This window comes from Pseudoalteromonas piscicida, from assembly GCF_002744175.1.
GTDB lineage: Bacteria > Pseudomonadota > Gammaproteobacteria > Enterobacterales > Alteromonadaceae > Pseudoalteromonas > Pseudoalteromonas piscicida_B.
The window spans coordinates 12998-27704 of sequence record NZ_NKHF01000055.1; the positions used below are offsets into that span (position 1 = coordinate 12998).

A 14707-nucleotide genomic window follows, 5' to 3' on the forward strand; every position below is an offset into this window, starting at 1 on the left:
AGAGTCAGATATGCGACCGTTTGTTCTGCCCTTGCTAAGTTTAGGTTTTTTACTTTTCATCGCTTCAAGTAAAGCACAGGCCACCCAGCTAAAGATATTGGATGGCAATGGTGAGCCGCTTCAACATGCCGTTGTTGAGTTGATAGATCAGCCGCTAGCATCATCACCACAAGGGATTGCGGTTATGGATCAAATCAATAAACAATTTGTTCCTTTTATTTTAACTATTCAGAAAGGACAGCTGGTCAGCTTTCCAAACAGCGATGACATTCGCCATCATGTTTACTCATTTTCTGCGGTAAAACCATTTGAATTAAAGCTCTATGCCGGTACGCCAAATCAACCGCTTAAGTTTGATAACGCTGGGGTTGTGGTGTTAGGTTGTAACATTCATGACTCTATGGTTGGTTATATTTACGTTGCAGATGACAACCCCGTACTCGTGACCGATGCCAGTGGTGTTGTGTCTTTACCCGACGCGTCTCGCACTGTAACTGTGTGGCACCCGTATCAGAGCAACGACATTGATAGTCGCCAAAGTGCACAAATAGTGAACACAAATGCGCAGGTGACCGTAACAATTGAAACAACTTATCCAGCGCCGCGAAATACCTTTGGAGAGCGCTTTGGACAGCATGAATGAATAACAGCTTTAAAAATAAAATAATCAGCTTGTGTATCATGCTTATTCTGGTTACGGCCGGAATGAGCTTAGCGAGCTTTTGGTGGTCAACGAGTAAATTCAATGAAGCGCAAGTTGAAAGAAAAATTCAGGTTGCGCAAAACGTTTATCAACAATACCTGAAAGCTAGAGAACGCTTACTCGTCACAGCCGCAACGGTATTGACTGCTGATTTTGGCTTTAAGCAAGCGGTGGCAACGCGCGATGCGCAAACCATCAGTAGTGTGCTGTTAAATCATTCACGCAGAATTGATGCAGACTTAATGTTACTTCTTGATGTGCAAGGCAACCTTATCTCTGCAAATACAGAAGGATTAAGCTTTCCCGGCAATACACGAAGCTGGATGCAAGCGCTGCAAAGTCATAACGACCACTCGGCATTCGTCGTACTCAATGATCACCTATATCAAGTAATTATTCTCCCAGTAAGGGCTCCTAGAACGATTGCTTACACGGTTATAGGCTTTGAAGTGGGCGAAACGGTGGCGAATGAATTAAAAGAGCTAACCGGTATGGAAACCAGCTTTGTTGGTGAAGCTGACAACCTAAAAGCCTCATCTCTAGACGCGTTGACACTTGGTAGTGATCTATTTGATTTCTTGGCAGCCCAAAAAACGACGCGTTGGTTTGGAGAATATTCTGTTTTTGAGAGCGCTGAAGTGAGCTTACCGTCGCTTGATAGCAACCCGATCAGTTTGGTGCTGAGCTCCGATCTAACTACCCAATATCAAGAGTTCGACAAGATGGTACTGACCATTATTTTGCTTTCGGTTGGAACCATATTAATTGGTTTTATTACCAGTGGCGTGGTTGCTAAGAATTTGACCACCCCGTTAAGCAAATTGACAGAGATGGCCAAACGTTTTGCGAAAGGCGATTACTCAGCAAAATTAGCTGAGTCTCGGCCTACTCAGGAGATTTGCCAATTAGTTGATGCCTTTAATAACATGGGTGAAGACATTCAAGAGCGGGAAGAGCAAATCCGCTTTCAGGCGAGTCACGACCACTTAACAGGGTTTTATAATCGTAACGCCGCGCTAGATAGGCTACATAGCATGCTCAGTGGCGGTGCCGAGTTCTATTTTCTTGCTATCGATATCAAAGGATTACGGCACATTAACGACAAGCTGGGACCACGAGTAGGTGATGACTGTATCAAAGCTGTTGCCAAACGTATCGCTGAAATCAATGCTGAAGAAGGTGGGCTCAATGTTCGCTTGGGTGGTGACGAGTTTTTAGTTGCACATCGAGCAAAAGCCTACGCTGATCCGCAAAGTGCAGTGATTGGGATTGTTGAATGTGCCGAGAGGTTAAATCAAGGCCTAGGTAAACCTTACATGGTACAAGGCTTAGACATTTCGCTGCACTTTAGTATCGGGGTGGTGCATTACCCCAAACAAGCGCACACACCAGAAGATGTGGTTCGTCGGGCTCTGATTGCGGTGGATACCGCGGCCCATGATGGTCACGATGTTTATTATTATCAATCAGGGGAAGACGAAGCGCATCTGGAGCGTTTGCAGATCATTGATGAGCTAAAGCAAGCCATAACTCATGATGACGGTCAGTTGTTTATGACCTATCAGCCTAAGCTTAATATGAAGACTAATCGTATTGATAAGGTGGAATCCTTGATCCGTTGGCAGCGCAAAAACGGTGAGTGGGTTTCTCCTGAGCTATTTATCGACTTAGCTGAGCAATCAGGTTTAATTGTTGAACTAACACAATGGGTTGTGAAAACTGTGGTGTCACAAGTTGCAAACTGGGTGCGGCAAGGGGAGCGTATCAAAGCTGCCATTAATGTGTCGGCGCAAGACATTGCTGATAAAAACTTTTTGCCTCACCTTAAGGCACTACTTGAATCTTACAAGGTCAAGCCTGAGTTGATCACCATCGAGCTTACCGAGCGAGATATGATTGAAAACGAAGAGAAAGGCATTGCAGTTTTACAAGCACTCAAACAACTGGGTGTTCAAGTGTCGTTAGATGATTATGGTGTAGGGCAAACTTCGTTAGGTAGATTGAAGATGCTACCAATTGACGAATTAAAACTAGATAAGGTGTTTATTTTAAAGCTTGCACAGTCCGAAAAAGACCAGTTTATCGTGAGCTCAACCATTACGCTTGGCCATCAACTTGGTTTTAGCGTGGTGGCTGAAGGGGTTGAAGATAAAGCATCATTGGATCTATTAGAGTCAATGCAATGTGATTATGCTCAAGGGTACTATCTTAGTAAGCCATTAAAAGCACAAGATTTTGACCAGTGGCTCGGGAGGTATCATGAAGTGGGTTAATGTGATTATTGCTTACTTGCTGCTAGGTAGTTCAGCTTATGCTGCAACGGGCAAATTGCTAGCAACACCGGGCGTGTCTCAAGTTGAGGGGAGTGCCGGTGGTGGAATTGTACCTTGGGCACAACTTGCAGGCTATGCGTCAGAGGATGAGTGGTCGGCAACAGGTTTTTGTAGCCGTGCCAGCTTAAAGGATTATCAGCTTGATGTCTGTGGGATTCAGGCAAATCTATTTAACCGTGTTGAGCTGAGCTTTGCCCAGCAAAACTTCGATGTTGATGCGCTAAACCTCGATATTGAGCAAGATATTATCGCAGCTAAGGTACGTTTATATGGCGATATTGTTTACAGTAAATATCCACAACTGAGCTTTGGCATTCAGCATAAATCTCTAGATGACGCTACAGTTGCTAATCTGCTTGGGGCTAAAGATGACTCTGGTACAGATTATTACTTAGCTGCAAGTAAATTACATTTAGGGGCGATCGGCGGCTATAACTGGTTTTGGAATGTCACGGTAAGACACTCGCGAGCTAACCAACTAGGAATTCTGGGTTATGGTGGGGCAAATGACAGCTCACCTTGGCAGCTTGAAGCGAGCAGTGCGGTGTTTTTGTCGAGGCATTGGGCCCTCGGCGTCGAATATCGTCAGAAATCAAATAACCTTGGTCTTGGCGAGTCAGATTGGCAGGATCTTTTTGTAGCCTGGATCCCGAATAAGTCTGTCAGTGTTACGGCTGCTTGGCTCGATTTAGGAAAAATTGCAGGTCAACCGTCTCAAACCGGTTGGTATCTCTCTGTGACGGGGTATTTTTAAATGAAATGGTTACCGCTAGCAGCGTTGCTATGTATTTTGACCGGTTGTAATGCCACTACGCCTCAACGTTCGTTATATGAACAAATTGGAGGGAATGCTGGAGCACAAAAGTTGGTAGATGCGTTTATCCAGCAAATAGGTAACGATGAAGTGATCCTACCCTATTTCAAAGCGTCTAACGTAAGTCACTTTAGAGAAGGCTTTATTACCCACCTATGCGACACCCTAGATGGTCCTTGTGATTATCAAGGGGATAACATGGTACAAATCCATACTGGGATGAATATTACCGAATCAGATTTTAATCGTGTTGTTGATTTACTGATTAATGCGATGAATGAGGTTGGTATTCCGCATGGAATACAAAACAAAATTTTAGCCCGCCTAGCCCCCATGCGAGGAGAAATAATTAAACTTTAGGGGAGCGCTGAAGGGCTTTACTTTGGCACAAAGATTAGGGAAAAAAGCTGAATTATTTACTGTAATTCTGTAACCTAAAAGAAATATATTGAAAATTCAGTCACGGGATCGGATTAACACGCAATTAGCGTGCTTTATACCGTGCCAATAGAAGAAGAGAGCCAACTTGAAAAAAGTCATTACATTTGGAACCTTTGATATTTTCCACGTAGGACATGTCAATATTTTGGAACGCGCGCGTGCGCTCGGCGATTATTTGGTTGTGGGTATTTCATCGGATGAGCTTAACTTTTCTAAAAAAGGTAGAAACCCGGTTTACTCCATATCTGAACGTTTAAAAATCATTAGTTCTTTACGGTTTGTCGATGAAGTCTTTGTCGAAGAGTCACTCGATCTAAAAGCACAATATTTAAAAGATTTTAACGCTGATGTCTTGGTCATGGGTGATGATTGGAAAGGTAAATTTGATATATATAAAGATATTTGCGATGTCGTTTATTTAGAACGCACACCCTCCATATCAACGACCGAAATTATTGAAGTTGTGCGTCAGCCAAAAGGAAATTAATCATGAAGCATGTGGTTGATGTAAAGTGGCTTTTTTCTAATCTAGAGCAAGTCAAAGTGCTCGATGCGGGCATCGTTAAACCAGGGCAATTGGGGCCGTATCAACCACAGGCAAAAATTCAGGGGGCGCTGAGATTTGATATCAGCGGTGCGTTGTGTGCAGAGCAAGCTACAAGCCCAAACATGTGTTGCAGTCCCGCTCAGTTTCAAGCAGAGATGCGCCAGCTGGGCATTAACCGTGGCGATATCCTAGTTGCATACGATGACAAAGGCATGTTTAGTGCTGCAAGAGCTTGGTACATGCTAAAAATGATGGGACATGAACAAGTCTATGTATTGGATGGGGGACTCCCTGCGTGGTGTGAAAAGCAATATCCAACCAGCCAGTCTTATGGTGCCGCAGCGCAGGCAGGAGACTTTGTTGCAATATTTGATGAAAGTGCATTTGTTGATAAAGACATTGTACTAGCCAATATTGGATCAGCGCAAAGTCTACTGCTTGATGCCAGAGGCGCTAAGCGGTTTACCGGACAAGAAGCTGAGCCGCGAGCCGATATGCGTAGTGGTCATGTGCCTAAAAGTAAAAACCTACCATACACCCGCCTGTTAAGCTCTGACGGCTGTTTTAAGCCACTCAATGAGCTTGAGCTGATATACCATGAGTTATCAGCTGATAAAGCTAAACCATTAATTTTTTCCTGTGGCTCTGGTGTTACCGCCTGCATTTTAGCGCTGGTGGCAGATGAGCTAGGCTATAAGAGTTTAACTGTGTATGACGGCTCTTGGAGCGAGTGGGGAGCTGACTCAGACGTGCCTGTTGAAACAAGTTATACCAATTGAATTAATTCTCTAATCAATTTTAAGGATGAAATAGCATATTAGCGTCGTTAAAAATTTCTTATTTAGCACAACTAAATAGCAAAATTTTTGCCTAGCTACTAACGCTGTTTCTGTGCTTAAAATAGCCCATTTACTTAACACATTTAGTATTAATTGGCATCGCTAATATATTGTACTTAACAAAAAGGTGCCAATGGCACCTTTCTCGTTTGTAATACCAGTTGTTTAAGCAAACTAGTTATTCGAAGCTCTGGTTAGTTATTTATGATAACCAAGGCACACTTCTACTTCATTTTTTGAGCCTAAGATCACGCCAACACGTTGGTGAATTTCTTCAGGCTGAATATCTAAAATACGTTCACGGCCTGTATGGGCAATACCACCGGCTTGCTCAACCAGCATCGCCATTGGGTTTGCTTCGTATAGTAGGCGCAGTTTAAATGGCTTGTTGGGGTCTTTGCGGTCTTCAGGGTAAGTGAACAGTCCACCTCGGCATAAAACCCGGTGTACGTCACCCACCATTGCCGCTATCCAGCGCATGTTGAAGTTTTTACCACGCGGACCGGTTTCACCTTCAAGTAAGTCTGCAATGTAGCTCTGCATTGCAGGTGTCCAATGACGTTGATTAGAGGCATTGATCGCAAACTCTTTGGTGTCTTCAGGGACTTGGGCAAAGTCTTGCGTAAGAAGGAAGCTGCCGTGTGTTTTATCTAGTGTAAACAAACGCGTTCCTTTGCCTGTTGATAGTGCCAACATGGTCGACGGGCCATATAGTACATAACCTGCTGCGACTTGCTTATGGCCTGGCTGCATAAAAATAGTCTGATCGCTAGGATCAGACCCTTCCGGTGCTTCCATAATAGAGAAGATAGTACCAACTAAGGAGTTGATATCGGTATTTGATGAGCCATCTAGCGGATCAAACGCAACGATATAGTTAGCATTAGGGTTACCGGCGACCGTAAAGTCTTCTTCTTCAGAAGCAATCGCTTTCACATAGCCTGATTCAAGCAAGATGTCTTTTAACAGCTGATTTGACAGCACATCTAGCTTTTTCTGCGTTTCGCCTTGGATATTCTCATCTAAGGTTGAGCCAAGTACACCTGATAGCGCACCTTGACCAACACGGAACGATATTTCTTTACATGCCGCGAGAATGGTTCGAATAAGAGAAACCAACTCACGAGAACAACCATCTTCAATTAACACCGGAGGGAGTCTACGCATTTTTTAAATCCTGATTACCTTGTGTTTATAGCAATAAATAATGTGAGAGGTGCCATAAACGGCGCTGTAATTCGTCTTGAAAGACTATAAATTGTATACGATTTCATATACAACTGGGGTTAAGCCTCAAAACCATAAATAACAAAGAGCAGCCATGAGAAAAATAACGTGTTTCACTCAAACTGTATCGGCTTTGTTACTGTGTATGATAACTCAAGCACACGCAGCAATTAAGTCTATTGATGAATTTACTGCCAGTTTTAATCACCACCCCGGTTTTTACGCCTTTTATAGTGATGATAGCACTGGCAAACTGTACCTTGATGTCGACAAGCTCGATGCCCCTTTTTTGTTACAGCAAAGCCTGCCTTATGGCGTCGGCTCTAATGATATTGGACTAGATAGAGGTCAACTCGGCGGTACTCATCTAGTTCAATTTGAACGTTTTGGCGATAAAGTGATGTTGCGTGCGATCAATACTTACTATCGCGCAAGCGCAAATAACAAAGCCGAACAACAAAGTGTGAAAGAAGCCTTTGCCTCGAGTATATTGCACGGTTTTAACGTGGTTGCGGAAGATAGCGATAGCGTACTAATTGATTACACGCCTTACCTACTGAGCGATGTACATGGCGTTTCTCGTACTTTGGCAAATCGTAAGCAAGGTAGTTTTAGTCTAGATCCTAGCCGCAGTGCCGTATTTATGTCTCGTTCAAAGGCATTTGTAAAAAATACTGAATTGGAAGCCGTGCTCACTTTCAAGGGTGTAAAGCCCGGTGAGTATGTGCGCCAAGTGAGTGCCGACCCTTATGCACTGACGGTACATCAGCACCACTCGCTTATTGAACTGCCAGATGATAACTACCAGCCGCGTGCATTCCACCCCCAGTCTGGTTATTGGAGCATTGAGCATAAAGATTATTCGGCACCGCTTGGAGAGCCTATGTTGGTACGTTATATTCCGCGCCACCGCTTACAGAAAAAAGATCCAACCGCGGCTGTATCTGAAGCAGTAGAACCCATTGTGTACTACCTTGACCCTGGCGTGCCAGAGCCAGTAAAAACTGCATTACTTGATGGGGCAAAATGGTGGGATCAAGCATTTGCAGCTGCGGGCTATAAAAATGCTTTTCAGGTCAAAATTCTGCCTGAACACGCTGATCCTATGGATATTCGCTACAACGTGATCCAGTGGGTACATCGTGCTACTCGTGGTTGGTCATATGGGGCGTCGGTGATCGACCCACGTACCGGTGAAATCTTAAAAGGGCATGTCACGTTAGGTTCTTTGCGAGTACGTCAAGATATCCTGATCGCAGAAGCGCTTTCTGCGCCGTTTGTTGACGGAAACGAGCGTACCGAGCGGCTACATGCAATGGCGCTAGACCGTATTCGTCAACTCAGTGCTCACGAAATCGGCCACACTTTGGGGATCGCGCATAATTTTTCAGCATCGGTAAAAGACCGAGCATCGGTGATGGATTACCCTCACCCACTGGTTGGGTTCAATAACGGCAAATTAGAAGTAACAAAAGGCTATGCCAAAGGCATGGGGGCATGGGATACACAGGTTATTAAATATGGCTACAGTGAGTTTAACGGTGCTGATGAGACAACTGAGCTGGCTGCAATCTTAGCGGAAAATAAAGCACAGGGGCTTGAGTTTATTTCTGACTCAGATGCCAGAGCCCAAGGCGGAGCACATCCCACGGCACACCTTTGGGACAATGGTGCAGATCCTGCCACCGAGTTATTACGTGTGCTGGATGTCCGCAAGCAGGCGTTGAATACCTTTGGGGTCAATAGCATTAAAAAAGGGGTAGCCCTTTCGCAGCTAGAAGAAAAGCTAGTGCCACTGTACCTGTTCCACCGTTACCAAGTTGAAGCTGCTGTAAAACTGGTCGCGGGAGTGGATTACGACTATGAAGTGCGTGGTGATGACGTGATTAAAGGGGCTCGTGTGGTTGAAAAGGCAACGCAGCAACGCGCTGCAAATGCTGTGCTCAATACTTTATCATCAGACGCGTTAACGATCCCTGAGTCTATTTTAGCGCTGATCCCACCAAAAGCTTACGGCGAGTACAAAACTCGTGAGAGTATTAAAGGTCGAACTGGACTAACTTTAGATGCCATGGCGCTGCCTGAAGCCGCTGCACAGCACAGCCTTGAGCTTTTGCTTAATCCACAGCGGTTAAATCGGTTAGCGCAACAACATGCGCGCAATACTCAACACTTTGGTACAAAGGCACTCTTGGACGCTTTATATCAGCAAGTCTTTGCTCAGTCTGCGCAAACAGGTATGGCACAGAAGTTACAACAACGAGTGCAATATCTTAGTGCGACTAAGCTGGTAACACTTAGTAATAGCGACAAATTGGCACCTGAAGTTCAGGCACAGCTGAAATTTATGTTGGCCAAGGTCGCGAAAGACTTTAATCAGTCTTCAGTATTTAGCGATGTTGCGTTTGAGCAATCGTTCAAGCATATGCTCGCACAACAAATCAATCATTTCCTCGCTTCAGGAGAATGGCCTGATAGCTTTAAAGCGCTTGATATGCCTCCAGGCTCACCAATTTAATCAATCGTGAACTTCGTAAATAGGGGCTTAGCAACGCCCCTATTTTTTTATGCTTTTTTGACCATAGTATTGGTCGTAATATGTGGGAAAGTCACAAGTTGTCCAGCGATCGGAATTTCCATTGTAATATTTTGCGAATACTGCAGTTGCGTGAAGTTATCACTACCGTCAAGGGACTCAAGCCAATAGCTAATGGCGTAACGACTGACTTTTGCATGCTGTTGTTCAAAGCCAATATTCGTGACGGGGATCCCTGAATGCGCGGTATCGACTTCAAGTAGAATAAACTTCTTAGGCGGAGAAACTTCTAACGCATTATTTAAGGGCTGGTTTGGATTAAGTGTAAAGTCAGGATTTAAGTTACCAACACTTTTGGTGGTGTATTGATCGGTACTGATCCCATGGGGTAAACCCATAGGCAAAATATCATTTTGGCTCAACATAGGGATCGTTGGGACTCCAGTACCAGTTTGAAAATGTCCACTGGCTAAAATGGAATTACCGTGGGGAACAGACATTTGTTTTATAAAGTCATAGGTTTGGGTTGGCGGCACACTGTTTGGTATGGTTTCATCGCCAATTCCCGGGTTTTCACCATTGCCATATGGGCCAAGTAATTGCTTTGCGTCCGATAAATACAACAGCGAACCATTTTCAGCATGGACGAGCTGGTCTTTCGCTGGACCTTCTGCAAAATAAACCCTTTGTTCGTAAAATAAGGTATTAGCGACCTGCGTACCAAGCCCTCCTCGGTTTGGCGCGGTGCCATGGATAGCTGAGAAAGTAAGCTCTTCATAATAAGAGAAATTTTTAAGAATATAGCTGGCTTCTTGGGGGAGTGGCATTAAGCAGTAAGAAAATGGTTTGTCAGGGCCGCCCAACCCTGAGTTAACCAAGGGCTGGTTAGTCCAAGTGCCGACCAAATGTTGCAGTGGACCTAAACTGGTGGTTGGAGCTGCTGGGCTGCTCTGGGCTGGGTCAATAAGTAATGGTTGCGATAGGTCTGGTGGTGTTGTTTCAGTCACGGTTATATCCTCGCTAAATTGCTTGCGAACACCTTGACTATTTCTAGATACTTTCTTTTGGTGCCCGCACTATGATCCCTGTCATGACCGCTCAGTGATGATGGGATCCTCGACCACCACCGCAATGCAGTTAGGTATAGTGCAGACTGTGAATATGGCAATTACATACCATTACAGCTATGTTATTGCCAAAACCTGAAGCGATGATCCCGACGGCCTGCTAGGCGAAGCAGCTTTCTTTGATGAGCTGCTTGATAATATTTTGACTTGGTTTGATTTTTTCCATCGCTAGAAACTCATTGGGTTGATGGGCCTGATTGATTGAGCCTGGCCCCATAACAATCGTTTCACAGCCTAATTGCTGTAGAAAAGGTGCCTCTGTGCAGTAGTTTACCGCTACGGCTTGTTGCCCTGATAGGCGCTCAGCCATTTTTACTAAAGCAGAATCTGTTGAGCCAGTAAAGGCAGGAATAGGCTCATGCATATCGATCACTGAGACGCTGTTGGGATATTGGGTGTTAATGGGAGCAACGACAGCCATTAGCATCGCTTGCAACTCTTTTATACTTAACCCCGGCAGTGGGCGCATATCAATATGCAGCTCGCAGCAGCCACAAATACGATTGGCATTATCGCCGCCATGGACGTGCCCAAGGTTCAATGTTGGGTATGGAATGGCAAAATGTGGAGTTGAATATTTATTCTTTAATTCTTCTCTTAATTTTAATAAGTTTGTAATCACTTGATGCATGATCTCAATGGCATTTAAACCACGTTCCGGATCTGAGCTGTGGCCTGAGCGACCGACGATACGGATTGCCGAAGTCATGTGCCCTTTGTGTGTAAATACCGGCACCATATCTGTGGGTTCGCCAATCACGCAACGTGCTGGTTTTAGATTTGGGTGTTTGGCGATTTCCTGAGCACCAGCCATGGTGGTTTCTTCATCGGCTGTGGCTAAAATAGTGATGGGGGCATGTTGCTGCAATTCATCTAACTCTGCAATCGCATTGAGTACAAAAGCAAAAAAGCCTTTCATATCAATACTGCCAAGACCATATAATTTATTGTCTTGTTCGCTCAACTTAAACGGATCAAATTGCCAACGGCTATCGTCAAATGGCACGGTGTCTGTATGACCTGCTAGCATTAATCCACCATCGCCATTGCCTCTTCTCGCAATTAAATTGTACTTTCCTTTAGCGTGTTCCAGCTCTGTGACTTCAACAGTAAACCCCAATGTTTCACACCATTGAGCGAGTAAATGAATGACATCTTGGTTGCTCATATTGAGACTGTCTTCTAATGCACTTATCGATGGCGCAGCGATAAGGTGTTGGTACATTTCCATAAAAGCGGGCAATTTCATAAAAATTCCTAAAATACTTATTCAAAGTTCTTGCATAAAAATATAAAGATGTTTATTGTGAATATCAATTCACTTTTTTAGCATAAATATATTTTGGATCAGCAATGCGACGATTTAACTTCAACAATTAGCAAAACCAACCCTTATTGACCATTTTTACCTGAGAGCACTATGTTGAAAGTAACGATAATCGGAGCGAGCGGCTATAGCGGCGCTGAGCTTGCTAAGCTGATTTCTAAGCATCCAGAATTTACCCTCGCGCATTGCTTTGTATCTGAGCAAAGCGTAGACAAACACAAGTTAATTAGCGATCTTTATCCTGAATATTCGGGTCTGCTAGATATTGAGCTGCAACCTTTAAATGAGCAAGCCTTTTCGTTGATTGAGCAAACCTCGGATTATGTGTGTTTGTGCACGGATCACAAGGTGAGCGTAGAGCTTGCTCCCGTATTTTTGCAAATGGGCAAGCGGGTTTTTGATCTTTCCGGCGGCTATCGTCTATCTAGCAATGACGATTATGAAACTTATTACGGGTTTTCCCACCCCCATCCTGATTGGTTAGCGCAGGCACAGTACGGGTTAGCCGAATGGTACGGGGATGCCATTACATCGGCACAGCTAATCGCGGTTGCAGGGTGTTACCCAACGGCGGCGCTCAACGCGTTAAAACCGCTACAACAGGCTGGTTTACTTACGGAGCAGCCTGTGATTATTAACGCGGTTTCTGGCGTAACGGGAGCTGGCAGAAAAGCAAATGTTGCGACGCATTTTTGTGAGGTATCGTTAGCGCCTTACGGCTTATTTACCCACAGACATACCCCTGAAATCGAAAAATACCTTGAACACCCTGTGTTGTTTACACCACACCTAGGTAACTTCAAGCGCGGCATCCTAGAAACAATCTACGTCACACTAAAACCCGAGGTTACCTCAACCCAAGTGAATGCTGCTTATCAAGTGCTTGCTGACGAGCCACTGATCAGATTAAAGGGAAGCCAACTTCCATCGATTAAAGCCATTGAAAACCAGCCATTTGTTGATATTGGCTGGCAACAAAAAGGACAGCAACTGATTGTGGTTGTCGCGATTGATAATTTACTGAAAGGCGCAGCAGGTCAGGCAGTCCAGTGCATGAACTTAGTCGCTGGGTTGAATCATTATCAAGGTTTAGGGGTAACAGCATGAGCAAACAAACTTGGGTGATCAAACTAGGCGGTGCGGTGCTTAACCAAGCAGGGGCTGCGCAGGCATTGTTTGCCGCTATCAAACAAATTCAACACGAAGCACCACATAAACAATTTGTGATAGTGCATGGAGGCGGGGCACTGGTTGATAAGTGGTTGAGCGACGCAGGATTTGCCACTGCAAAACATCAAGGGTTGCGGATCAGCCCACAAGAGCAAATGCCCTATATTGTTGGTGCACTTGCAGGTTGTGCTAACAAGCAACTGATGGCAGACGCCATTACCGCCACGCTCAAGCCCGTTGGATTGTGCTTATATGATGCAGGATTTACCACAACCCAAAAGCTTAAAGCACTTGGCCGTGTAGGAACCTGTGAAGCAAGTGAAGGTGGCATGCTAGAAGCCATGTTGGAATTTGACCGGCTACCGGTCGTGAGTTCCGTTGGCATTGGCGCTGACGGCCATTTATACAATGTGAATGCCGACGAAGCGGCAGCCGCTATCGCTAGTAAACTGGGTGCAGAACTGATTTTTATGACTGATGTTGAGGCGGTATTGGATGAAAACAAACAACCACTCAATCAACTTGATGCTGAACAAATTGCAGCGCTAATAACACAAAAGGTCATTGTGGGCGGGATGGAGGTCAAAGTTAAGACCAGTCTTCACGCTGCCCAACACTTACGACGAGGTGTGTACATCTCCAGCTGGCAAAAGCCAGAAAACTTAATTGCGTTGCTCAATGGCGAGCACGTAGGTACACAAATTCTGCCGTAGGAAAACACCATGACAAAGCACTTTTTAACAGGTTTGGAGTTAGACCAAACGAAAGTTTTAAATTTATTGAAGCTTGCTAAAAACATTAAAACGCATCCACAAGAATACAGCCAGGCTTTAGCTGGCAAGTCTATTGTTACGTTATTTGAGAAGCCGAGCTTAAGAACGCGGTTATCGTTTGATATTGGTATTCATAAGCTAGGTGGCCACGCTGTTTATTTAGACCAGCAAAATGGTGCCATGGGCGCTCGGGAATCGGTAAAAGATTTTGCGCTCAATATTTCCACTTGGGCAGATGGCTTGGTGGCACGGGTTAATCATCATAATACCCTTGAGACTTTAGCTGAATACGCCTCTGTTCCGGTGGTAAATAGCCTATGTGACTTATATCACCCTTGCCAAGCATTGGCTGACTTTTTAACGCTATTTGAGACTTATGAGGATGTAAGCCAAATCAAAATCGCTTACCTCGGTGAAGGTAATAACGTGACTCACTCTTTAATGTTATTAGCGGCAACGCTAGGCACTGATTTTGTTGCAGTTTGTCCAAAGGGCCATTCACCAGATGCACAAATTGTAAAGCAGGCTGAACAAATTGCGGCGGTAAATGGCGCATCGGTGCTTGTGAGCGATCGTGTCGAAGCGGCGGCAGGTGCGAATGTGCTCTACGCTGACACTTGGGTTTCAATGGGAAATCAAACACCAATCGAACAGGTGAAAGAGACCTTTATGCCATATCAAATTAATCAACAGTTGGTTGATGCGTGTGGTGCCCAGACCATTTTACATTGCCAGCCTGCACATCGTGAGTTTGAAATAACCTCCGAAGTGATGGATGGCACAAAGTCAAAAATTATTCAACAAGCTGAAAACCGCATGCATGCCCAAAATGCACTGCTGGTATCGCTGTTAAACAAAGATTACGTTTGA

General features: G+C 44.6%; 13 protein-coding genes. 10 read left to right on the forward strand and 3 right to left on the reverse strand.

The genetic code is table 11. The annotated features are described in order from the left end of the window. Positions 1-10 precede the first annotated feature (10 nt). The 6 genes from CEX98_RS12195 to CEX98_RS12220 all read left to right on the forward strand — a co-directional run bounded on the left by CEX98_RS12195 (position 11) and on the right by CEX98_RS12220 (position 5617). Positions 11-643, forward strand: a complete 633-nt coding sequence (locus CEX98_RS12195; protein WP_099642339.1) for a methylamine utilization protein — start codon at positions 11-13, stop codon at positions 641-643. Beyond that, positions 640-2976: a bifunctional diguanylate cyclase/phosphodiesterase gene (locus CEX98_RS12200; RefSeq protein ID WP_099642340.1), complete on the forward strand. Its 2337-nt coding sequence runs from the start codon at positions 640-642 to the stop codon at positions 2974-2976. The genes CEX98_RS12195 and CEX98_RS12200 overlap by 4 nt, the downstream gene beginning before the upstream one ends. Then, on the forward strand, positions 2963-3790 hold the full coding sequence (locus CEX98_RS12205; protein ID WP_099642341.1) for a DUF3034 family protein: 828 nt from the start codon (positions 2963-2965) through the stop codon (positions 3788-3790). The genes CEX98_RS12200 and CEX98_RS12205 overlap by 14 nt, the downstream gene beginning before the upstream one ends. Beyond that, the gene (locus CEX98_RS12210; protein ID WP_099642342.1) at positions 3791-4210 is read left to right on the forward strand and encodes a group I truncated hemoglobin; all 420 of its coding nucleotides are present in this window, start codon (positions 3791-3793) and stop codon (positions 4208-4210) included. A gap of 166 nt (positions 4211-4376) precedes the next feature. After that, positions 4377-4778 (forward strand): adenylyltransferase/cytidyltransferase family protein, encoded by a 402-nt coding sequence (locus tag CEX98_RS12215; protein ID WP_099642343.1) that lies wholly within the window; start codon positions 4377-4379, stop codon positions 4776-4778. A 2-nt stretch (positions 4779-4780) separates the two neighbouring features. Continuing rightward, the gene (locus tag CEX98_RS12220; protein ID WP_099642344.1) at positions 4781-5617 is read left to right on the forward strand and encodes a sulfurtransferase; all 837 of its coding nucleotides are present in this window, start codon (positions 4781-4783) and stop codon (positions 5615-5617) included. Between the two features lie 258 nt (positions 5618-5875). Here CEX98_RS12220 and CEX98_RS12225 read toward each other — a convergent pair whose 3' ends face one another. Continuing rightward, a complete protein-coding gene (locus tag CEX98_RS12225; protein ID WP_099642345.1) occupies positions 5876-6844 on the reverse strand; it encodes a class 1 fructose-bisphosphatase in 969 nt (322 codons plus the stop codon). Between the two features lie 154 nt (positions 6845-6998). On the opposite strand from CEX98_RS12225, the gene CEX98_RS12230 reads away from it, so the two are divergent. Continuing rightward, positions 6999-9422, forward strand: a complete 2424-nt coding sequence (locus CEX98_RS12230) for a zinc-dependent metalloprotease (protein WP_099642346.1) — start codon at positions 6999-7001, stop codon at positions 9420-9422. 47 nt (positions 9423-9469) lie between these two features. Here the strand turns inward: CEX98_RS12230 and CEX98_RS12235 are convergent, their stop codons facing one another. Together CEX98_RS12235 and argE are read right to left on the reverse strand one after the other, a co-directional pair. Beyond that, positions 9470-10447 carry a heme-binding protein gene (locus CEX98_RS12235; protein ID WP_099642347.1) on the reverse strand — a complete coding sequence of 326 codons (978 nt, stop codon included), beginning with the start codon at positions 10445-10447 and terminating at the stop codon, positions 9470-9472. Between the two features lie 220 nt (positions 10448-10667). Then, the gene (gene argE / locus CEX98_RS12240; protein ID WP_099642348.1) at positions 10668-11816 is read right to left on the reverse strand and encodes an acetylornithine deacetylase; all 1149 of its coding nucleotides are present in this window, start codon (positions 11814-11816) and stop codon (positions 10668-10670) included. Between the two features lie 174 nt (positions 11817-11990). Between argE and argC the strand changes: the two genes are divergently transcribed. From argC to CEX98_RS12255, 3 genes are read left to right on the forward strand one after another with little or no spacing between them, the layout of a single operon-like run. Continuing rightward, entirely contained in the window at positions 11991-13001 is a 1011-nt protein-coding gene (gene argC, locus CEX98_RS12245; protein ID WP_172439768.1) for an N-acetyl-gamma-glutamyl-phosphate reductase, read from the forward strand. Then, a complete protein-coding gene (gene argB, locus CEX98_RS12250; protein ID WP_099642350.1) occupies positions 12998-13777 on the forward strand; it encodes an acetylglutamate kinase in 780 nt (259 codons plus the stop codon). Before argC ends, argB begins: the two co-directional genes overlap by 4 nt. 9 nt (positions 13778-13786) lie before the next feature. Next, the gene (locus CEX98_RS12255) at positions 13787-14707 is read left to right on the forward strand and encodes an ornithine carbamoyltransferase (protein ID WP_099642351.1); all 921 of its coding nucleotides are present in this window, start codon (positions 13787-13789) and stop codon (positions 14705-14707) included.